Here is a 21,832-nt window from a genome sequence, read left to right as displayed (position 1 = left end):
CAACGGCGCCGCCCCAAAACCGGTACAAAAGGATCAGCCCTGCGCCGGCCGCCAGCTGGTGAAGGCGTTCAGCACCGCCGTCAGCACCCGCTGCAACCGCTCAGCCCGGTCGGGCAGATAGGCGAAGGGTGGTGCCTCCTCATCCATGTAGCGGTCCTGCGCCAACTCCATCTGAATGGCGTGGACGCCGTCCGCCGGCCGGCCGTAGGCGCGGGTGATGTGGCCGCCGACGAAGCGGCCGTCGGTGACGCAGGTCAACCCCTCCGCCGCCGAAGCGCTTTCCATCGCCGCGACGACGCGGGCGATCAGGGCGGGATCGGCGCTGGTGCCGCGCGCCGTGCCCAGATTCAGGTCGGGCAGCCGTCCGTCGAACAGCCGCGGCACCTGGCTGCGGATCGAGTGAGCGTCGAAGAGCAGGGCGAAGCCATGCCGCGCCTTCACCCGCTCCAGCTCCGCCGTCAGTGCATCATGATAGGGGCGCCAATAGCCCTCCACCCGCTCTGCAATCTCCACGGCGTCGGGCGCCTGTCCTTCGCGGTAGAGCGGCGTGCCGTCGAACAGCACGTCGGGGCACAGGCCGGTGGTGGCCTGACCGGGATAGAGGCTCTCGCCCGTCGATGCCCGGTTGAGGTCGACGACATAGCGCGAATAACGGGCGCTGAGCAGCGTCGCGCCCATACCCTTCGCGAAGCCGTAGAGGCGCGGGATGTGCCAGTCGGTGTCGCGCAGGGTCAGCGCCTCCTCGGTCAGGCGCTCGGCCAGTCCGGGGGAAAGCTCGGTGCCGCAATGGGGCATGCTGATGACCAGCGGCCCGTCTCCCTGCACCAGATCGAAGATTGTGTCCGTCATCATGCGGTCTCCAGTTCCACCGGCATCAGATGGTCAAGCGCGCCGTTGCGCACCAGGGCGCCGATGGCGGCCAGATCCGGGGCGAAGTAGCGGTCGACCTCGTAGCGCGGCACCTCGGTGCGGATGGTGGCGATGGCCTGTTCCAGCCGGTCGGCGGTCTTCAGCGGGCGATGGAACTCCAGGCCCTGAATCGCGGCCAAAAGCTCTATACCGACGATGTCGGCGACGTTGCCCGCGATGTCGCCCAGCCGCCGCGCCGCGAAGGTCGCCATGCTGACATGGTCCTCCTGGTTGGCGGAGGTCGGCAGGCTGTCGACGCTGGCGGGGTGGGCAAGCGTCTTGTTCTCCGATGCCAGGGCGGCGGCGGTGACATGGGCGATCATGAAGCCGGAATTCAGCCCCGGCTCGGCGACCAGGAAGGGCGGCAGGCCGCTGATTGTGGTGTCGATCAGCATGGCGATGCGGCGCTCGGCCAGCGCACCGATCTCCGACGCGGCGATGGCGAGCTGATCGGCGGCCATCGCCACCGGCTCCGCATGGAAGTTGCCGCCGGACAGCACCTCGCCGGTGTCGACAAGGACCAGCGGGTTGTCGGTGACGCCGTTGGCCTCGATCACCAGCGTGCGCGCCGCCTGCCGCATCTGGTCGAGCACGGCGCCCATCACCTGCGGCTGGCAGCGCAGGCTGTAGGGGTCCTGCACCCGGTGGCAGTCGGGGCCCTGGTGGCTGGCGTTCAGTTCGCTGCCGGCCAGCACGTCGCGGAAGGCGGCGGCGACGGCGATCTGGCCGGGCTGGCCGCGCAGCGCGCTGATGCGGGCGTCGAACGGACGGTGGCTGCCCTTGACCGCGTCGACCGACAGCGCACCGGCGACCAGCGCCGCCTTGAAGGTGCGCTCGATCTCGAACAGGCCGGCAAGCGCCAGACCGGTCGACACCTGGGTGCCGTTGATCAGCGCCAGGCCTTCCTTGGCCTTCAGGTCGAACACCGGCAGGCCGGCGATGCGCAGCCCTTCCTCCGCCGGCAGGGTTTCGCCCTTCACCCGGACATGGCCGATGCCGAGCAGCACGCCGCACAGATGGGCCAGCGGCGCCAGATCGCCCGAGGCGCCGACGGACCCCTTGCCCGGCACCACCGGCAGCACATCGGCCTCATAGAGCTTCAGCAGCGCATCGACCAGCGCCGGGCGGACGCCGGAGGCGCCGACGGCGAGGCTGACCGCCTTGATGACCAGGATCAGCCGCACCACGCCATCGGCCAGCGGGGCGCCGACGCCGGTGGCGTGCGACAGGATCAGGTTTCGCTGGAGCGTTTCCAGATCCGACGCGGCGATGTGGGTGTGCGCCAGCTTGCCGAAGCCGGTGTTGACGCCATAGACCGCCTCGTCGCCGCCGGCGATCCGGTCGATCAGGGCGCGCGAGCGCTCCATCCGCGGGTAGGCCGCCGGGTCGAGCGTCAGGGCCGGACGGTCGCGATAGATGCTGCGCAGCGTGTCGAGCGACAGCGCGCCCGGAACCAGAGTGATGCTCTCGCTCATCCCAGAAGTCTCCCAAGTGTCTTTTTGAAGCGGTCGGCGATCTCCTCCTCGCGCGGGTGGCGGCGGTCGCGGACAATTGCGCGTCCGGCGATCACCACGTCCCGTACGAGGAGGGCGTTGCCGGCGAAGATCCAGCCGTCGAGCAGCGCGTCACCCTTGCGCGCCGCCAGCAGCGGGTGGTCGGTGTCGAGCACGACGATATCGGCGCGGAGACCGGCGGCGATGCGACCGGCCTCGAAGCCGGTCGCCTGCGCGCCGCCGGCCTGGGCGTCCTCCACCAGCCGGCGGGCGGTGGAGCGGCGGGGGCCGCCGGCCAGCACGGTGCGGCGTTCGCTGGTCAGCCGCGCGCCGTACTCCAGCCAGCGCAGTTCCTCCACCGGGCTGACCGAGATGTGACTGTCGGAGCCGATCCCCCAGCGCCCGCCCTGGCCCATGTAGGACTCGGCGGCGAAGAAGCCGTCGCCGAGATTGGCCTCGGTGGTCAGGCACAGGCCGGCGACGGCACTGCTGGCGGCGACGCCAGTTACCTCGGCTTCCGTCATGTGGGTGGCGTGGATCAGGCACCAGCGGCCGTCGACCGGCTGGGTCTCCAGCAGATGCTCCACCGGACGGCGGCCATGGTGGGCGAGGCAGTCCTCGACCTCCTTGCGCTGCTCGGCAATGTGGATGTGGATCGGGCCCTGCGGGTGTGCGGCGACGGCTTCGCTCAGCAATTCGTCGGGCACGGCCCGCAGCGAATGCGGAGCGATGCCCAGCCGCACGTCGTCGGACCCGCCATAGGCGCGGCGCAGGACCATGGTTAGCCGGTCGAACCCTGCCCCGTCATGGATGAAGCGCCGCTGTCCTGCGGTCGGCGGCGTGCCGCCGAAGCCCGACGCATTGTAGAGCACCGGCAGCAGCGTGATCGGCAGCCCGGCGGTTCGGGCGGCGGCGATGGCACGGTGGCTCATCTCCGCCGGGTCGGCGTAGGCGCGGCCGTCGCGGTCATGGTGCAGGTAATGGAATTCGGCGATGGCGGTGAAGCCGGCCTTCAGCATCTCCACATAGAGCTGGGCGGCGACCGCCTCGAAATCCTCCGGCTCCATGCGGTCGAGCGCGCGGTACATCACCTCGCGCCAGCTCCAGAAGCTGTCGGAGCCCTCGCCGGAGCTTTCGCCCATCCCGGCGATGGCGCGCTGGTGGGCATGCGAATGCAGGTTGGCGATTCCGGCGACCGCCGCCCCGGCAAAGCGCTCCGCATCGGCCGGGCAGGCCGCACCGGGCGTGGCCGAGAGGATCCGGCCGCGCTGGTCGGTGATGACCAGCACATCCTCCGCCCAGCCGTCCGGCAGCAGCGCCGAGGCAAAAAACAGGTTGCTCATGAGGGCGCCCTCGCTATTATAGACAACACTATACAAGTATAGGCAACCTGATGCCAAGGGGGTTGCTGCACGAACTTGTAGGAAGGAGCCGAACCGATGCCGACCAGTGCGCCGTGGGATTCCCTGTGGGTCGACCTGTCTGTTGCCACGATGGACGGGGCCACCATGAGCGAGGCGGACGGTTACGGCGCCATCGCCGACGCGGCGGTCGGCATCAAGGACGGCCGCATCGCCTTCGTCGGCCGCCGCGCCGACCTGACCGATGCGCCAGAGGCGCTGGCGACCGAGGTTCATTCGGGGCAGGGCGGCTGGATGACTCCCGGCCTGATCGACTGCCACACCCACCTCGTCTATGGCGGCAACCGCGCCCGCGAGTTCGAAATGCGGCTGAACGGCGCCAGCTATGAGGAGATCGCGCGGGCCGGCGGCGGCATCCTGTCCACCGTCACCGCCACCCGCGCCGCCAGCGAGGACCAGCTTCTGGCCGCCACCCTGCCGCGGCTCGACAGCCTGCTGGCCGAAGGCGTGACGACGGTGGAGGTGAAGTCCGGCTATGGCCTCGACACCGAGACCGAGACCCGCATGCTCTGCGTCGCCCGCCGGCTGTCCCAGGTCCGCCCGGTGGAGGTTCGGACGACCTATCTCGGCGCCCACGCCCTGCCGCCCGAATTCAAGGGCAACCCCGATGGCTACATCGACCGCATCTGCACCGAGACGTTGCCGGCCATCGCCGAAGCTGGGCTGGCCGACGCGGTGGACGCCTTCTGCGAGGGCATCGGATTCTCGGTCGACCAGACCCGCCGGGTGTTCGAGACGGCGAAGCGGCTCGGCCTGCCGGTGAAGCTGCATGCAGAACAGCTGAGCAACCTCGGCGGCGCCCGGCTGGTGGCGGAGTTCGGCGGGCTGTCGGCCGACCATATCGAACATCTGGACGAGGAGGGCGTCGCCGCGATGGCGCAGGCCGGTACGGTGGCGGTGCTCCTGCCCGGCGCCTTCTATGCCCTGCGCGAGACCAAACTGCCGCCGATCGAGCTGCTGCGCCACCATGGCGTGCCGATGGCGCTGTCCACCGACAACAACCCCGGCACATCGCCGGTCACCTCGCTGCTGCTGATGCTGTCGATGGGCTGTACCTTCTTCCGCCTGACTCCGGCGGAGGCGCTGGCCGGCATCACCCGCCATGCGGCGAAGGCGTTGGGCCTGACCGACCGCGGCGTCATTGCGCCCGGCCTGCGCGCCGATCTGGCGGTGTGGCGCATCGAGCATCCGGCGGAGCTGGCCTACGCCATCGGCCTGAACCCCTGCATGGCGGTGGTCAATGGCGGCGTGGTCCGCAGCCCCCGCGTGGAGGCTCCATGAGCGACGTCATCTCCACCGCCCAGCCGCGTTACGCCCAGATCAAGGAGACCATCCGCCGCCGCATCAGCTCCGGCGACTGGCCCGAGGGCTTCCAGATCCCGTCGGAGCACAAGCTGCTGGAGGAATTCTCGGTCAGCCGGATGACGGTGCACCGGGCGCTGCGCGACCTGACCGACGAGGGGCTGCTGACCCGCGTGCAGGGGCTGGGCACCTTCGTCGCCGAACGGCCGCCCAGCACCGACGTGGTGGAGTTGCGCAGCATCGCCGACGAGATCGCCGAGCGCGGCAACGTCCATTCCTGCCGGGTGGAGCAATTGCTCGCGGTTGCCGCCGATGCCGGTCTGGCCCGCCGCTTCAACCTGCCCGTGGGTGCGAAACTGTTCCATTCCGTCGTCGTCCACAGCGAAAGCGACGTGCCGGTGCAGCTTGAGGAACGCTGGGTCAACCCGGCGGTGGCACCCGATTATCTGGATCAGGACTTCACCCGCCAGACTCCGGGCGAGTACCTGATCCGGCTGGAATCCTCGCCGCAGGTGGAACACGTTATCGAAGCGGTGTCGCCGACACCGGAGATCGCCGGACTGCTGGACATCCCCGTCACCGAACCCTGCCTGCGCGTGACCCGCCGCACCTGGGTGAAGGGCCGGGTGGTGACCGTGGCGATGCTGGTCCATCCCGGCAGCCGCTACCGGCTGGGCGCGCGCTTCCAGCTGCCGCCCCATTAGCAGACCAATCTTCGAAAAGCACATCCCTCCCATCAGGAGTCATCACCAGATGTCATCCCGCCTCGACAACCAGCGCGTCATCCGTGCCCCGCACGGCCCCGAACTGAGCTGCAAGAGCTGGCTCGCCGAGGCGCCGATGCGCATGCTGATGAACAACCTCGACCCCGACGTCGCCGAACGGCCGCAGGAGTTGGTCGTCTATGGCGGCATCGGCCGCGCCGCCCGCGACTGGGAAAGCTTCGACCGCATCGTCTCGGCACTGAAGACTCTCAACGACGACGAGACCCTGCTGGTGCAGTCGGGCAAGCCGGTCGGCGTTTTCCGCACCCATGCCGACGCACCGCGCGTGCTGATCGCCAACTCCAACCTCGTGCCGCGCTGGGCGACCTGGGAGCATTTCAACGAGCTGGACCGCAAGGGTCTGGCGATGTACGGCCAGATGACCGCCGGCAGCTGGATCTACATCGGCAGCCAGGGCATCGTGCAGGGCACCTACGAAACCTTCGTCGAGGCCGGGCGCCAGCATTACAACGGCGACCTGAAGGGCAAGTGGATCCTGACCGGCGGCCTCGGCGGCATGGGCGGGGCGCAGCCGCTGGCCGCCACCATGGCAGGCGCCTGCATGCTGGCGGTGGAGTGCCGCCCCAGCAGCATCGAGATGCGCATCCGCACCGGCTATCTCGACCGCCACACCGCCGACCTCGACGAGGCGCTGGCCTGGATCAACGAAGCCTGTGCGAAGGGCGAGGCGATCTCGGTCGGCCTGCTCGGCAACGCGGCCGACGTCTTCCCGGAATTGGCGCGCCGTGCCGGCACCGACATCAAGGCCCGGCCGCACATCGTCACCGACCAGACCTCCGCCCATGACCCGGTCAACGGCTACCTGCCGCAGGGCTGGACGCTGGAGGAGTGGGAGAGCGCCCGCGAAAGCCAGCCGGCCGCGGTGGCCGCAGCATCCCGCAAGTCGATGCGGGTCCAGGTGGAGGCGATGCTGGCCTTCCATGCCATGGGCATCCCGACCGTCGATTACGGCAACAACATCCGCCAGATGGCGAAGGAGGAGGGGCTGGAGAACGCCTTCGACTTCCCCGGCTTCGTCCCCGCCTATATCCGCCCGCTGTTCTGCCGCGGCATCGGCCCCTTCCGCTGGGCCGCGCTGTCCGGCGATCCGGAGGACATCCGCAAGACCGACGCCAAGGTGAAGGAGCTGATCCCCGACGATCCGCACCTGCACAACTGGCTCGACATGGCGGCCAAGCGCATCCAGTTCCAGGGCCTGCCGGCACGCATCTGCTGGGTCGGTCTGGGGCACCGCCACCGCCTCGGCCTCGCCTTCAACGAGATGGTGAAGTCGGGCGAGTTGAAGGCCCCCATCGTCATTGGCCGCGACCATCTCGACAGCGGCTCGGTCGCCAGCCCGAACCGCGAGACCGAGGCGATGAAGGACGGCACCGACGCCGTGTCGGACTGGCCGCTGCTGAACGCGCTGCTGAACACCGCCAGCGGCGCGACCTGGGTCAGCCTGCACCATGGCGGCGGCGTCGGCATGGGCTTCTCCCAGCATTCCGGCATGGTCATCGTCTGCGACGGCACCGACGCAGCGGCCAAGCGGATCGAGCGCGTGCTGTGGAACGACCCCGCCACCGGCGTGATGCGCCACGCCGACGCCGGCTATGACATTGCCATCGAGTGCGCCAAGGAGCAGGGACTGAACCTGCCGTTTTTGAAGTAACTGACGCCTCGGGGAAATCTCCCTTTCCCGTCCCGGGAGAGGGAAGGGGCCCATGCGGAGCATGGGAAGGGTGAGGGGCTAGGCACGAAGCCGTACGCTTCAGGTTTCTTGGATCACCCCTCACCCTCCCCGCGCCTGTGGCGCGGGTCCCCTCCCTCTCCCGGGGCGGGAGAGGGCTTTTCACTCACCCCCCCTCCGGATCAGCTCCGAATACCAGCGCGCGGACTCCTTCGGGATCCGCGCCTGGGTTTCGAAATCGACGCGCACGATGCCGAACCTCGTGCCATAGCCGCCGCCCCATTCGAAATTGTCCAGCAGCGACCAGACGAAATATCCGCGCACGTCGGCCCCCAGCCCCTTCGCCTCCGCCATCGCCGCGATGTAGGCCTGGAGGTAGGCCAGCCGCTCCGCATCCACCACGCGTCCCTCGGCGTCGGGCGTTTCCGCCGCCTTGGTGCCGTAGCCGTTCTCCGTCACATAGATCGGCAAGCGGTAGCGCCGGGTCAGGTCGACCAGCGTGTCGCGGAAGCAGCCGGGGTCATAGGGCCAGTCGATGGCTGTCCGCTTCATCCCCGGCGGCGGCGACCCGAAGCCGAAGCCCCAGATCAGGCTGTCGTCCCGGCGGCCATAGACCGGGGCATAGTGGTTCAGCCCGAACCAGTCCACCGGCCGGGCGATGCGCGCCATGTCGCCGGGCTGCACGTATGGCTCGATGGCTTCGGCGATGCGGCGCGGGTAATGGGCCAGCAATTGGGCGTCGGGAAAGGCGCGGTTCCAATGCTCGTCGAACAGGGCCGCCGCCTCGACGTCCTCCGGCTTGTCGGTCTCCGGCCGCATCGGCTGTACGCTGTGCACCGCGCCGATGGAGGCCCCCGGCACCAGCGCCCGCAGCACATCCACCCCGGCGCCATGGGCGAGGTTGACGTGGTGGATCACCTTCAGGTGAGTGGCGCGGTCGGCGATGCTGGGCGCCCCCCAGCCGAAGGCCCAGCCGAACAGGGTGAAGACCGAGAACTCGTTGAAGGTGGCCCAGCGCTTCACCCGGTCGCCATAGCGCCGGGCGCACAGCGCCGCATAATCCTCGAACCAGCCGATGCTGTCGCGGGTGGCCCAGCCGCCCAGATCCTGCAGGGCCTGCGGCAGGTCCCAGTGATAGAGGCAGAGCCAGGGCTCGATCCCCTTCTCCAGCAGCCGGTCGATCAGCCGGTCGTAGAAATCCAGCCCCTTCCCGTTCGGTGCCCCCCGCCCGCGCGGCAGCACCCGCGGCCAGGAGATGGAGAAGCGGTAGGCCTGCAACCCCAACTCCGCCATCAGGTCCACGTCCCGCGGCATCAGGTGGTAGTGGTCGCAGGCGACGTCGCCGGTCTCGCCGTTGTCGACCCGGCCCTTCAGCTTGCAGAAAGTATCCCAGATGCTGGGCGCCCGCCCGTCGGCCTCGGCCCCGCCCTCGATCTGGTAGGCGGAGGTGGAGGCGCCCCACAGGAAATCTTTGGGAAAAACCGGACGTTCGGCCATGGCGGATCACCCGAATGGAGAGTGGGTGAATCCTACCCCTTTCCCGTCCGGGTGGAAGGGGCCAATCGTCGCTGCTGCGGGTGGCGTGGGGCACCACCATCCGTCGGGTAATCCGTCACCATATCGCGGTCGACAGGACGGCACGGCGCTCCTATGGTCACGCCGACCGGACGAGCGAATCAGAAAGGATCGGGCGCATCATGGCGAAGAAGGACGGAGTCAACGGCAAGGGCGGCCAGTTCAGCGGGACCCCGGCCGACCGGCTGGTCCGGCTGTGGCGCAACAACGACGAACGCTTCGGCGCCTTGCTGGACGAGGTGCTGGACGGCAACCGCCAGGGCGTGATCGAAGCCGCGCTGGGCAAGCTGCGCGAGGAGGAAGGCTACGACTTCATGGACGAGGTCGAGGCCTTCTCCGAAACGGCGCAGAGCACCGACGAGCATGGCGACCCCACGCTGTCGACCCTGTTCTGGGTGGCGCTGGAGGTCGAGGGACGGTTGGACGAGCCGCCGTCGGTCGACGCCATCGAACGCGCTCTCGATTCGGCCGGGCTGCTGGAAAAGGCCGCCGACATGCGGCTGCTGCCGCTGTGGCTCGATCCGGAACCGCTGTCCTACCTCGAGGCCGCCGACCGCCGCACCCTGCTGCGCCGCCTGATCGACTCGCCCGAGGCGGCGGAAGCCTTCGTGCGCGAGCAGGATCTGGTCGCGCCCCCCGACGATACCGGCACCCGTCTCGTCGGCGTCGTCGGTCTGGTGATCGAGGAGGATGCCGAGCAGGAGGGCGAGGCGATGCCCGACCCGCTGAATCTCGGATTCTCCGGCGAGGGCGAGGAGCCGGAGATCGACCCGATCGAGCAGGAGCGCATCCGCCAGTCGATGGCCGCCTTCGCCGAGGCGGTAGCATCCGCCGATCCGCGGGTGAAGCGCTGCGAGCCGGTCGGCGGACTGAACGACCTGCTGGACTTCACCGCCGAGGGCGTCTGGCCGGACGATGTCGGGGCGAGCTTCGACGAGGTCAACGACTTCCTCGACATCGCCGGCAACGAGACCGGCGACGGCGTCCTCGACGTGACGGCGGAGCAGACGCCGGAGGGCCTGCAGGTGCGCGCCTACAACTCCGACGGCGTGCTGCTGGACGAGCGCAGCTTCGACTTGACCGGTGACCGGGCGGAAGAGGCGCTGGCCCTGATGAAGCGCCGCTGCCGCCGCGTCAGCGAGGGGTAATCGGCTCCCTCATTGCATCTCTTCCAGCCGCAGGGGCTTTTCCACCAGCAGGCGGAAACGGCCCCTGCCGGTCTTCTCGATGCGCAGGCAGCCGCAGCGGTCGGCCAGCCGACGCTGCAGCAGGATCAGCCGCGCTTCCAGATTCTCGGCGAAGTCGGGCAGCGGGATATCGGGCGCCAGCCGCAGTTCGCGGTTGGTGAAGTCGGTGCGACCCAGCGCGGTGTGGTCGCGCACCAGCTTCCACAGGATGGCGCCGGCCACCCCCTTGATCAGGTAGTCATGGTCGAGGAAGACGCTGTCGTCGCCTGCGTAATGACGCACGGTGATTGGCGTGCCGACGGCGGGCGGTGCCACGGCCGGGGCCGGCATCTCTTCGGCCTCGGCGCCATGGGCCGGCGGCAGGCCGCGCATCAGCGCACCCAGCTGCGCGGCCAGCGTCGCCAGCGCATCCTCGTCGTCATAGGTGAAGCGCATCTCCTGCGCGCTCTCCACGAACAGCACGCCGGCCAGGTCTCCGCAGGCTCCGGAACTCGCCAGGATCGGCACCGCCAGCTGGCTGTGCGGCCGGTCCAGGCCGGGGAAGGGGATCTCGTGCGCGATCCCTGCCGCTGTCCCCTCGCGCATCGCCATGCTGTAGGCGACGTCGGTGGTCATGTGGGTGATGCGGATCGGGACCCGCTCGCGCGCCGCCACCCCGATCACCCCGTCGCCCGGAGCCACCTCCCAGCCGATGCCGCTGCCGCGCCCTGACGCCTCATAGCCCAGCGCCGCGACGGTGAACAGCCGGCCGCTGGCGGCGTCTGGCAGCAGGATCAGCGCATGTTCCACCCCGAACAGGTCGCGCAAGGCGGCGACGGCGCGGTCGAGCAGGTCGGACAGGTCGGCGGCGCCGCGCAACCCCTCGCAGGCCCGTCGGACCGCCGACAGCAGGCTGCGCGGCCGGACCGGAGCGGGCAGGGGGGCGCCGCCCGGTACCGCCTCGATCGCCACCACCCGGAACAGGTCGGCGCCGCGCAGGCGGAACACCTCCGCCATCCCGACATGGGAGGCGATGCCGGACAGCTTCGCCTTCATGCTCTCGAACAGCGGCCCCTCGGTCTCGGTGCGCAGATAGGCCAGCCGCAGCCGGTATTGCGCCCCGGTGGCCGGATCGATCACCTCCAGCTGCGCGTCGGGATTGGCCAGGATGTTGGCGCGCGTCTTGTTGAAGAACTGATAGGACAGGGCGATGTGGCCGGGATCGACGTAATGGACCTGCGACAGCTGCGACACGTTCGGCGTCCCCACGGCATCCGCCGTGGCGATGGTGCCGGGGATCACGCCCTCCAGGCAGGTCCGGATGGCGTCCAGGGTAAGAGCGTCGTGGGGCAGGGGGCGGGGCAGGGGGCGGGGAAGCGGGCCGCTCATGCCGGGATCCGCTCGCCGGCCCTCGGCCCCGGCGTCTGATCGAAGACGTCGGCGGGCTCCAGATGCAGCGCCACCAGATCGGCCGGATCGAACGCCATCACCGCCCGGACGAAGGCTTCGGTGAAGCCCATCCCGGCCAGTTCTGCGATGAAGCCGTCGATGTAGGGGCCGGGCAGCGCCGACTCGTCGACGGTCGGGGCCGCCACGGTGGCGCCGTCGTCCTTGATCTGAATGGACCGGTGGGTGCTGGGTTCGGTGAAGACCACGGCCAGCCGCCCGGTCGCGGCGACGGCGGCGACCAGCACGGCGTTGGCGCGCCCGTCGATCAGCACGGTCAGGCGTTCGCCGTCCGGCGATATGCCCGGCGACACCCGCGCCGCCACGGCCCGCGCGACCAGCGGACGGCCATCATGGTCGCTGGTCGCGACATTGACGCTGAGGCTGCGGTCCAGGAAGCGCCGGACCGTCTCGTCCAAACCCCTCTCCCGCCGCATATCCTGACGCTCCGCGCTGCTGCTCCACACCGGCGACCGGCCGTCAGCATAGCGCCGCAGCCGGGCCGGCGGCAAACCAACCGAAGGACGTCATCCTTCGGCGAGCCATGCCGTAGAGGGACCGCGAGGGGGCGCTCAGGCTCCCGGCGCCACCACGAAACAGGCCATGCCGATGGTGACCAGCCCGCTGCAGGCGCTGGCCGCATCCTGCTGAGACAGGCCGGACAGGCGGGCGCGGTAGAGCGGCCCGGTCTGGGTATCCACCGCCTGGACGATCCGCTGCGAGCGCGACAGCACCGGCAGGGAACTGCGGGCGCGGTCGATCACGCGCTGGCTGTCGTCGGGCGAGCGGAAGGCGCCGAGCTGCACCGTCCACACCCCGCCGCCGGCGGTCGCCGCCCCGCTCATCGTCGCCACCGGACGCGGCGCCGGCGCATCCGGCGTCGAGGTGTCGGGCGCCACCACCCGCACCGCCGGTGCCGGAGCCGGAGCGGGCAGCGCCGCCACGGCGATCGGCGGCCGGCTCGCCGCCGGGCGGCTGCTGGCCGGCGGCGTGTAGGACGGCGCCGGATTGACCGGGGTGGAATAGGAGGAGGACGGCCGGGCGTAGGGAGACCCGTAATCCGGCGGCGAATCGGTGGACGGCGCGCTGACCAGCACGATGTCGGCGCCGTTGGGCGCCGGGGTGCGGTTCAGGCGCGGCCCGACCGACGCGATGTAGCGCCGAGTCTCGCCCGGCAGGCCGCGCTTGCCGGCCAGATAATCGCCGTAACAGCCGGGACCGCAGTTGTATGCGCCGAGGAAGCCCGGCGCGCCGAACAGGTTGTACATCTCGCGCAGGTAGGCGGTGCCGGCGATGATGTTGTCATGCGGATCAAAGGGGTCGGAACCCAGATTGTGCTTGCGCCGCATTTCGTCGTAGGTCGCCGGCATCACCTGCATCAGCCCCATGGCGCCGGCCTTGCTGACGATGGGCTTGCCGTTGACGGTGGTGCGCCCGCCGCTCTCCTGGCGGATGACCTCGCGGATCCACAGTTCCGGCATGTCGAACCGCTTGGAGGCTTCCGCGACATGCGCGTCGATCTCCTCAGGCGACGCGACGCGATGTGAGCCTCCCCCGCTGGCGCAGGCGCTCAGCAGAGCAGTCAGGGCGGCGCAGGTCAGCAACGGCTTCAGGCGACGCACGGAACCCCCGGTCATCGTTCAGTTCAACTTTAGGATAAGCCCGATTTGGAGGTAGAGACCTTTGCACATTCCCGGCCCGCCGTAAACCGTCCCAGCTGTGACCTTCGACGCGGCCGGGGAACGCGGGAGGGGAGGGGCTGCCAATCCTTCGGACGGACAAGCGGTCGTCCGGGTATCTGCCGTCCGGCGCGGCCTATGCCGGGATTTCCCTTGCCGGGATTTAAGGGCGATCAGCTCTCGCGGTCGTCGTCCGGGTCGCGCCGGGTGGCGAGTTCGCGCATCAGCCGTTCCTTGGCGGTCTTGCGGCTGGGCCGGCCGCCGCCTCGTCCGAACAGCCCGCCCAGCAGGCCGCCGGGCTTCGGCTCCTCCTCCGGCTCCTCGGTCATCTGGGCGCGTTCCGCCTCGCGCCGGGCCAGCATGGCGGCGCGGTCGACCAGCGGGTTGCGCAGCCGGTGCGGCAGCGACTTGAAGGCGAGGTTGGCGCGTTCCAGGTCGGCCAGATCCTCGGTGGACCGCGCGATGCGCAGCGCCACCCGCAGCAGGTCGAGCCGCCATGCATCCTCCGGCGCATGCGGCAGCGTCTCCGCCGCCGCCAGCAGGGTATCGAGCCCCTTGCCGGTCAGCGCGCTGGTGGATCGTTCGCTGCTGGATTTATCGGTGTCGCGGTCCCGTCCCATTCCGTCATCGAAGCTGTCGCGCTGAAGGCGGACTTTAGGACGGCTCGACAGGATTTGTCTGCCCCCATGCGGAGACCACACCATTCGGGTGGGGGAGGGGGCTGGTCAGGCGGCCTCCGCCAGCCGGTGCAGGGCCGCATCGGGGATCGACTCGTCGACCACTTTCGCGGCCCCCGCGATCACCGCCAGTTTGGTGCCGAAGGCTTCCTTGTTGCGGACAACGGCGATGCGGGCGGGACCATTCTCCAACTGCGCGATGTCGAAGAATTTGGTGACTGCGGCAGCGATGGCGGTGGGATGGTTGGCGACGGGTTCGAACACCGCTTTATGGCCATCGGCGCTGACCAGCGTCGCGACATGCCATGGGGTGTTGGAGGCGCCGAGCACCTCGACATCCTTCGCCACCCGATCCCGCGAGAAGACGGTAACCAGCCGCTCGTAAAGGCGCTCCGTCGCGTCCTGCTGTCGCCGTTCCGCCAGCTTGAACGCGGTCAGTTGCACCGCCTCCTGAGAACAGGCGGCGATAGTCGCCACCGCCCCGGCAAGCTGCGGGCGGGCAACCTCCATCAGGAAAAAGTCACGATGGTCGAAGGACACCCCGGCCCGCTCCGCCACCTTGGGTGCCCAGCGGGCGAACAGGGGCGCTGCTCCCATCAGGTCCGCCTCCTGGCGGCCGAGACCCATGTCGGAGACGATGAAGCGGTCGGCGGAGGGGCCGCTGCCGGCGCCGACCGCCGCAACGCGGATGACGACCATCGAGCCGCCCGGATACATGACCGGCGTGCGCAGGTAAGACGCATCCTCATCGTGGCGGACGGCACTCAGCGAGCGGGCCGCCTCATCCACGATCTTGCGGAGGATTGTGTATTTGTCGTCCACCCCGATCATAGCCTTCCAAGCCTCGGTTCCCACGGCGGCACCGGGAATGCCTCCATGCCCTGGATGTTGAACAGCCGGCCTGCCAAATCCGTCAAATCGTGGAAGGACGCCGGTTCATCGGCCAGCGGCTCCGCAATCGGCAAATTCTCTCCGAACATCCGCTGGAAGCCAAGTGGCCAGTTGAGCGCAAACGGATGGTGATGGCTGCCCTCGATCACCATCAGCCGCAGATGCGCCGGTCCGATATTCTTATTGCCGTGGGGTGATTCCGGCCGCCAGTCCAACCTTGCCACTGCACCGCGCCGCCACCCCGGTGCGAGCCACTCCAGTTGAAAGGTCACTCGCCGGTCCGTGATTTCACGAATGCACTGGCCGCGCAACCACAGCCCCTCCATCGTCACCCCGTCGATGTCCAGAGCGCAAACGGCACGGAACTGGTCATCATGTGCGCCCCATCTTGCCGGCGCGGCGAGCCGCTTCGTCGCGGCGATCAGGTCTGGAAGGTAGTCGGGCATGTCCCGTTCTTACATCACTTTTTATGAACTCACCATTGCCAGAACCTCTTGAGCGGGTGGTGGCCCAGTGTTCATCAAAAAAAGCCCTCCCCCGGTCGCCGGAAAGAGGGCCGCAAGTCTGTCGGGGAAAATGCACGGCAGGATGCCGGCAATCATGCCGTTGCCCAGGGGGCCGGGCGCGGCATCTCAAGGCCGGCCCCTCCGCGACGCCGCGGAAGGGCCGGAACGTTCACGTTGCATTCAGGTCATTCGGCCGCCTGCGCCACGGTCAGGCCCAGCCGCTTGGCCACCCCCTCGCCATAGGCCGGGTCGGCGGCCAGGAAGTGCTTCAACTGGCGCTGCTGGATGAACAGCGGGGCCTTGCCCAGGCTGCCGGCGATGTTGTCCATCAGGCGGGCTTGAGCCTCGGTGCCGATCAGGCGGAACAGCGCGCCGGCCTGGGCGTAGTCGTCATTGCCCTCGCGGTGGTCGTAGGCGGCGGCGTCGCCGCTGATGCGCAGCGGCGGCTCGCTGGCGACCCCGGTCTGGGCCGGGCCGCCGAAGCTGTTCGGCTCATAGTTCGGCCGGCCGCCGCCATTGCCGTCCACCCGCATGGCGCCGTCGCGCTGGTAATTGTGGACCGGGCAGCCCTGCGGCTTGTTCACGGGGATCTGCGCGTAGTTGCCGCCCAGCCGGTAGCGGTGGGCGTCGGCATAGGCGAACAGGCGGCCCTGCAGCATCTTGTCCGGGCTGAAGGAGATGCCGGGCACCACGCTGGCCGGGCTGAAGGCGGCCTGCTCGGTCTCGGCGAAGAAGTTCTCCGGATTGCGGTTCAGCACCAGCTCGCCGATCTCGATCAGCGGGTAATCGGCGTGCGGCCACACCTTGGTCAGGTCGAACGGGTTGATGCGGTAGGCGTCGGCCTCCGCCTCCGGCATGATCTGCACCGAGACGGTCCAGGCCGGGAAGTCGCCGTCCTCGATCGAGGCGTACAGGTCGCGGGTGGCGTGGTCGGGGTCGATGCCGCCCATCACCGTCGCCTGCTCGGCGGTGAAGTTCTCGATGCCCTGGCGGGTCTTGAAATGGTACTTGACCCAGAAACGCTCGTTCGCCGCGTTGATCCACGAGAAGGTGTGGCTGCTGAAGCCGTCCATGTGGCGATGGCTGCGCGGCGTGCCGCGGTCGCTGAACAGGATGGTCAGCTGGTGCATCGTCTCCGGTGACAGCGAGAAGAAGTCCCACATCGCGGTGGGGTCCTTCAGGTTGGTGGCCGGGTTGCGCTTCTGGGTGTGGATGAAGTCCGGGAACTTCAGCGGGTCGCGCAGGAAGAAGACCGGCGTGTTGTTGCCGACCAGATCGTAATTGCCCTCTTCCGTATAGAACTTCACCGCGAAGCCGCGCGGGTCGCGCTCGGCATCGGCGGAGCCCTTCTCGCCGCCGACGGTGGAAAAGCGCAGGAACACCCCGGTCTCCTTGCCGACCGACGACAGGAAGGCGGCCTTGGTCCAGTGCGTCACGTCACGGGTGACGCGGAAGGTGCCGTAGGCGCCTGCGCCCTTGGCATGCACCACGCGTTCGGGAATGCGTTCGCGGTTGAAGTGGGCCAGCTTCTCGATCAGGTGGAAATCCTGCAGCAGCAGCGGACCGCGCGGCCCGGCGCTCAGCGAATTCTGGTTGTCGGGAACGGGCTGGCCGAAGCTGGTGGTCAGGGTGCTCATCCGGGTCTTCCTCTTCAAAGGCGGGTGCCGCTCGTTACGGCCGTCATTGTCTCGCCCCTGGTTATCCGGCGTCTTGAACGATATATCCAAGACATGGAAGGAAATGCACCAATAGGCATCGTCTATGAATCTCTCCGGCCTGTCCCTGCGTGACCTGGAATATGTCGTCGCCGTCGCCGAGCTGCGCCATTTCGGCCGCGCCGCCGAACGCTGCGCCGTCAGCCAGCCCTCTCTCAGCGCCCAGATCCGCAAGCTGGAGGAGTCGCTCGGCCTCGCCCTGTTCGAACGCACCAGCCGCAAGGTGCTGCTGACCCCGCGCGGCGAGGCCATCGTGGCGCAGGCCCGGGTGGTGCTGGAGGAGGCGCGGCGGCTGCTGGCGCTGGCTGACGGGTCGGACGGGGCGCTGACCGGACGGCTGCGGCTGGCGGCGATCCACACGCTCGGCCCCTACCTGTTTCCCCACATCCTGCCGCCGCTGCGCGCGCGCTGGCCCGACCTGACCCTGACCCTGTCGGAGGGCCGCACCGACAGCCTGCTGGAGGAACTGCGCGACGGCCGGCTCGACGCCGTGCTGCTGGCCCTGCCGGTGGAGGGCGACGGGCTGACGGCCGAGCCGCTGTTCTTCGAGCCCTTCCTGCTCGCCCACCCCGCCGGCCACCGCCTGTGTGCCGCACCCAACCTGTCGCTGAACGACCTCGACCCGGCCGAGCTTCTGCTGCTGGAGGAGGGGCACTGCCTGCGCGATCAGGCGCTGGCCGCCTGCGGACTCAGCGCGCGGGGCGGCGGCGTCCACGCCACCGGGCTGGAGACGCTGCGCCACATGGTGGCGGCGGGGGCCGGCTGCACGCTGATGCCGATTCTGGCGGCCAAAGGGGCGGCCAAGGGGGAGGACGGCCGCGCCGCCACTGTCGGCGGGCTGGTGGAGTACCGCACCTTCGAAGGGCCGCGCCCACCCGGCCGCGTCATCGGCCTGGTCTGGCGCGCCAGCGACCCGCGCGACCGGGGCCTGCGCGACTTGGCCGACCTGCTGCGCCGCGACCTGCCGGCCGGCACGGAACCCATCCTACCCCGAAAGGATGACTGACGAGGGGACGGAACAAGCGACCATCGGCCGGGTTGTAGGCTCCGCCCGCTCTCCTCACTGTTCAGGGGACGGGTGTGACTTTCGATACAGGCGGAGAAACGGGCGATCATGGCAAATATCCTGAGGCAAGCGACCAGGCTCGGTGAAGGATTGCCCTTTCCGCTGGGCGCGACGTGGGATGGACTGGGCGTCAACTTCGCCCTGTTCTCCGCCAACGCGACGAAGGTCGAACTGTGTCTTTTCGATGAAAGCGGTGAGGAGGAGCTTGAGCGTATCGAGCTTCCCGAATTCACCAACGAGATCTGGCACGGCTATTTGCCGGACGCCCGTCCCGGCCTGCTCTACGGCTACCGCGTCCACGGTCCCTACGAGCCGGAGAACGGCCACCGTTTCAACCCGAACAAGCTTCTGCTCGACCCCTATGCCAAGGAGCTGGTCGGCGAGATCCGCTGGAATCCGGCCCATTTCGGCTATGTGATGGAATCGGGCGACGACCTGACCTATGACGAGCGCGACAGCGCGCCCTTCATGCCGAAATGCAAGGTGATCGACCCGGCCTTCACCTGGGGCCGCGACCACAAGCCCGGCACCGCCTGGGACCGCACCATCTTCTACGAAACCCATGTGAAGGGCTTCACCAAGCTGCACCCGGCGGTGCCCGACAGCCTGCGCGGCACCTATGGCGGCATGGCGGTGAAGGAGGTGGTCGACTACATCAAGTCGCTCGGCGTCACCTCGGTGGAGCTGCTGCCGGTCCATGCCTTCGTCCAGGATCAGCATCTGGTCGACAAGGGGCTGGCGAACTACTGGGGCTACAACTCCATCGGCTTTTTCGCGCCGGAACCGCGCTATGCCGCGTCGGGCAACGCCATCAAGGAATTCAAGGAGATGGTCGCCCATCTCCACAATGCCGGGTTGGAGGTGATCCTCGACGTCGTCTACAACCACACGGCCGAGGGCAACGAGCGAGGGCCCACACTGTCCTTCAAGGGCATCGACAACGCCTCCTACTACCGCCTGCTGCCGGACCAGAAACGCTATTACATCAACGAGACGGGGACCGGGAACACCGTCAATCTCAGCCACCCGCGCGTCCTGCAGATGGTCACCGATTCGCTCCGCTACTGGGCGACGGAGATGCATGTCGACGGCTTCCGCTTCGACCTCGCCACCATCCTCGGTCGCGAACCCTACGGCTTCGACGAGGGCGGCGGCTTCCTCGACAGCTGCCTGCAGGACCCGATCCTGAACAGCGTCAAGCTGATCGCCGAGCCGTGGGACTGCGGTCCCGGCGGCTATCAGGTCGGCAACTTCCCGCCGGGCTGGGCCGAATGGAACGACCGCTACCGCGACACCGTCCGCGCCTTCTGGAAGGGCGACGAAGGCAAGCTGCCGGAGGTGGCGCCGCGGCTCTGCGGCTCCGCCGACCTCTTCAACAAGCGCGGGCGCAAGCCCTGGGCCAGCGTGAACTTCATCACCGCCCATGACGGCTACACTCTGAACGACCTCGTCTCCTACAACGACAAGCACAACGAGGCGAACGGAGAGGGCAACAACGACGGCCACTCGCACAACCTGTCCTGGAACCATGGGGTGGAGGGGCCGACCGACGATCCCGAGATCAAGGAACTGCGCGAACGGCAGAAGCGCAACATGCTGGCGACGCTGCTCCTGTCGCAGGGATCGCCGATGCTGTTGGCCGGCGACGAGTTCGGCAACACCCAGCACGGCAACAACAACGCCTATTGCCAGGACAACGAGACGGCCTGGTTGAACTGGGACGGCATCGACGAGGACGGGCAGGCTCTGATCGAGTTCGTCCGCCGCGTCGTCGCGGTGCGCCAGTCCTTCCCCATGCTGCGCCGCGGCCGTTTCCTGTCCGGCGAATACAATGCCGAGTTCGACGTGAAGGACGTCACCTGGCTGACCCCGGCCGGCGACGAGATGGACGAGAGCCATTGGCACGACGGCAACGCCCGTTGCCTGGGCATGCTGCTGGACGGCCGCGGGCAGGCCAGCGGCATCAAGCGCCCGGCGATGGACTCCACCTTGCTGCTGGTCATCAATGCCCACCATGACGTGGTGGAGTTCACGCTGCCGGAGGTGACCGGCGGCAGCGTCTGGCGCTGTCTGGTCGACACCAACCTGCCCGACCCCGACGAGGTGCCGCGCGTCAACACCGGCGAGGGCTATATCGTCACCGGCCGGTCGCTTCTGCTGCTCGCCCTGGAACCGGAAGGCAAGACCTCCTTCGCGCTGCGCCGCGCCACCCGCGCGCTCCGCAGCGTCGCCGAAAGCCCGACCCCGGTGACCTCCTACGGCGAGGAGACCGCGGAAGAGGAGAAGCCGGCCGAACCGGTGGAGGCGAAGGAACCGGTGAAGGTCGAAGCGGTGGCGGCAACTTCGCCGGCGAAGAGCGAAGCGCCCGCCAAGAAGCCGACCTGACCCGACCCTCAATCCCCCTCTCCCTCCCGGGGAGAGGGGAACTCTCCCGGATCCCCCGCCATGAAACTCTTCGAATGCCAGAACTGCCACCAGCCGCTCTATTTCGAGAACACGCTGTGCGAGCGCTGCGGCCATCGGCTTGGCTATCTGCCGGATGTGGGGACCTTGTCGGCCCTCGACCCCACCGACCATGACGGCGTGTGGAGCGCGCTCGCCACCACCGAACCGCTTTACAAGTTCTGTGCGAATGCGGAACTGGACGCCTGCAACTGGATGCTGCCGGCGGACTCCGCCGACACCCACTGCGCCGCCTGCCGGCACAACCGCACAATTCCCGACCTGTCCGACGCCGAGAACCTGACGCGCTGGCGCAAGCTGGAACTGGCGAAGCACCACCTGTTCTACACCCTGACCAACCTGAATCTGCCCCTGCAGACCCGGACCGAGAATCCGGAGGAGGGGCTGGCCTTCGATTTCCTGTCCGACACGGTCGCTCCCGACGGCACGGTGACGCCGGTGCTGACCGGCCATGCCAACGGCCTGATCACCATCAACGTCGCCGAGGCCGACGACGCCGAGCGTGAGAAGCGCCGAACCGAGATGGGCGAGCCCTACCGAACGCTGCTCGGCCATTTCCGCCACGAGATCGGCCATTACATCTGGGACCGCCTGGTGCGCGACGATCCGGCGCTGCTGGAGCGCTTCCGCGCCCTGTTCGGCGACGAGCGGCAGGATTACGGCGAGGCGCTGAAGCGGCACTATGCCGATGGTGCTCCGCCCGACTGGCAGGCGAACTTCGTCAGCACCTATGCCACCGCCCACCCGTGGGAGGATTTCGCCGAGACCTGGTCGCATTACCTGCACATCGTCGACACGCTGGAAACCGCCCGCGCCTTCGGCCTGCGGGTGCGCCCACGCATCACCGAAGGGGCGGAACTGGAGGCGGAGGTCGACTTCAACCCCCACAAGGCCCGGCGGATCGAGGATCTGATCGACCTTTGGCTGCCGCTGACCTACGCGGTGAACAGCCTGAACCGCAGCATGGGCCAGCCGGACCTCTACCCCTTCATCCTGTCCGCGTCGGTGATCGAGAAGCTGGGCTTCATGAACGGGATGGTGCGGGGATTGGAGGGACGCTAGACACTCA

Annotated in this window: 18 protein-coding genes; 7 read left to right on the top strand and 11 right to left on the bottom strand. The window is 68.6% G+C overall.

Annotated features, from left to right (window positions below; translation table 11 throughout):
* Positions 1-33: 33 nt before the first annotated feature.
* Genes hutG through B9N97_RS10015 form a run of 3 tightly spaced genes read right to left on the bottom strand, consistent with a single transcriptional unit; the run spans position 34 to position 3,745 of the window.
* A complete protein-coding gene (hutG, locus tag B9N97_RS10025; RefSeq protein ID WP_085085892.1) occupies positions 34-849 on the bottom strand; it encodes an N-formylglutamate deformylase in 816 nt (271 codons plus the stop codon).
* Positions 849-2,384: a histidine ammonia-lyase gene (hutH, locus tag B9N97_RS10020; RefSeq protein ID WP_085085890.1), complete on the bottom strand. Its 1,536-nt coding sequence runs from the start codon at positions 2,382-2,384 to the stop codon at positions 849-851. Before hutH ends, hutG begins: the two co-directional genes overlap by 1 nt.
* Complete coding sequence (locus B9N97_RS10015) at positions 2,381-3,745, bottom strand: formimidoylglutamate deiminase (RefSeq protein ID WP_085085888.1); 1,365 nt, start codon at positions 3,743-3,745, stop codon at positions 2,381-2,383. Before B9N97_RS10015 ends, hutH begins: the two co-directional genes overlap by 4 nt.
* Before the next feature lie 96 nt (positions 3,746-3,841).
* On the opposite strand from B9N97_RS10015, the gene hutI reads away from it, so the two are divergent.
* The 3 genes from hutI to hutU are packed head-to-tail and all read left to right on the top strand — an operon-like array spanning position 3,842 to position 7,561.
* On the top strand, positions 3,842-5,104 hold the full coding sequence (gene hutI / locus B9N97_RS10010) for an imidazolonepropionase (RefSeq protein WP_085085886.1): 1,263 nt from the start codon (positions 3,842-3,844) through the stop codon (positions 5,102-5,104).
* Complete coding sequence (hutC, locus tag B9N97_RS10005) at positions 5,101-5,829, top strand: histidine utilization repressor (protein ID WP_085085884.1); 729 nt, start codon at positions 5,101-5,103, stop codon at positions 5,827-5,829. Before hutI ends, hutC begins: the two co-directional genes overlap by 4 nt.
* Positions 5,830-5,878: 49 nt before the next feature.
* Positions 5,879-7,561, top strand: a complete 1,683-nt coding sequence (gene hutU / locus B9N97_RS10000; RefSeq protein ID WP_085085882.1) for a urocanate hydratase — start codon at positions 5,879-5,881, stop codon at positions 7,559-7,561.
* A 180-nt stretch (positions 7,562-7,741) separates the two neighbouring features.
* Here the strand turns inward: hutU and B9N97_RS09995 are convergent, their stop codons facing one another.
* Positions 7,742-9,076, bottom strand: coding sequence for a GH1 family beta-glucosidase (locus tag B9N97_RS09995; RefSeq protein ID WP_085085880.1), 1,335 nt, complete (start codon positions 9,074-9,076; stop codon positions 7,742-7,744).
* A gap of 200 nt (positions 9,077-9,276) precedes the next feature.
* On the opposite strand from B9N97_RS09995, the gene B9N97_RS09990 reads away from it, so the two are divergent.
* Positions 9,277-10,302, top strand: coding sequence for a hypothetical protein (locus tag B9N97_RS09990; RefSeq protein ID WP_085085878.1), 1,026 nt, complete (start codon positions 9,277-9,279; stop codon positions 10,300-10,302).
* Positions 10,303-10,311: 9 nt separating this feature from the next.
* Here B9N97_RS09990 and B9N97_RS09985 read toward each other — a convergent pair whose 3' ends face one another.
* From B9N97_RS09985 to B9N97_RS09955, 7 genes are all read right to left on the bottom strand, one after another.
* Positions 10,312-11,709 carry a GAF domain-containing protein gene (locus B9N97_RS09985; RefSeq protein WP_085085876.1) on the bottom strand — a complete coding sequence of 466 codons (1,398 nt, stop codon included), beginning with the start codon at positions 11,707-11,709 and terminating at the stop codon, positions 10,312-10,314.
* Positions 11,706-12,185, bottom strand: coding sequence for a hypothetical protein (locus B9N97_RS09980; RefSeq protein ID WP_244560641.1), 480 nt, complete (start codon positions 12,183-12,185; stop codon positions 11,706-11,708). The genes B9N97_RS09985 and B9N97_RS09980 overlap by 4 nt, the downstream gene beginning before the upstream one ends.
* Positions 12,186-12,338: 153 nt before the next feature.
* Complete coding sequence (locus B9N97_RS09975) at positions 12,339-13,403, bottom strand: transglycosylase SLT domain-containing protein (protein WP_085085874.1); 1,065 nt, start codon at positions 13,401-13,403, stop codon at positions 12,339-12,341.
* A gap of 215 nt (positions 13,404-13,618) precedes the next feature.
* Entirely contained in the window at positions 13,619-14,065 is a 447-nt protein-coding gene (locus B9N97_RS09970; protein WP_085085872.1) for a hypothetical protein, read from the bottom strand.
* Between the two features lie 105 nt (positions 14,066-14,170).
* Entirely contained in the window at positions 14,171-14,944 is a 774-nt protein-coding gene (locus tag B9N97_RS09965; RefSeq protein WP_167393266.1) for a hypothetical protein, read from the bottom strand.
* Between the two features lie 5 nt (positions 14,945-14,949).
* Entirely contained in the window at positions 14,950-15,459 is a 510-nt protein-coding gene (locus B9N97_RS09960; RefSeq protein WP_085085868.1) for a hypothetical protein, read from the bottom strand.
* A gap of 245 nt (positions 15,460-15,704) precedes the next feature.
* On the bottom strand, positions 15,705-17,156 hold the full coding sequence (locus B9N97_RS09955) for a catalase (RefSeq protein ID WP_085085866.1): 1,452 nt from the start codon (positions 17,154-17,156) through the stop codon (positions 15,705-15,707).
* Positions 17,157-17,280: 124 nt separating this feature from the next.
* Between B9N97_RS09955 and B9N97_RS09950 the strand changes: the two genes are divergently transcribed.
* The 3 genes from B9N97_RS09950 to B9N97_RS09940 all read left to right on the top strand — a co-directional run bounded on the left by B9N97_RS09950 (position 17,281) and on the right by B9N97_RS09940 (position 21,825).
* A complete protein-coding gene (locus B9N97_RS09950; protein ID WP_085085864.1) occupies positions 17,281-18,240 on the top strand; it encodes a LysR substrate-binding domain-containing protein in 960 nt (319 codons plus the stop codon).
* 108 nt (positions 18,241-18,348) lie between these two features.
* The gene (gene glgX / locus B9N97_RS09945) at positions 18,349-20,685 is read left to right on the top strand and encodes a glycogen debranching protein GlgX (protein ID WP_085085862.1); all 2,337 of its coding nucleotides are present in this window, start codon (positions 18,349-18,351) and stop codon (positions 20,683-20,685) included.
* Positions 20,686-20,745: 60 nt separating this feature from the next.
* On the top strand, positions 20,746-21,825 hold the full coding sequence (locus tag B9N97_RS09940) for a zinc-binding metallopeptidase family protein (RefSeq protein WP_085085860.1): 1,080 nt from the start codon (positions 20,746-20,748) through the stop codon (positions 21,823-21,825).
* Positions 21,826-21,832: the final 7 nt, after the last annotated feature.

Source organism: Azospirillum oryzae (genome assembly GCF_900177515.1).
GTDB lineage: Bacteria > Pseudomonadota > Alphaproteobacteria > Azospirillales > Azospirillaceae > Azospirillum > Azospirillum oryzae_A.
Note: the sequence above shows the minus strand (reverse complement) of the source record. Positions and strands in the feature narration are given on the sequence as shown.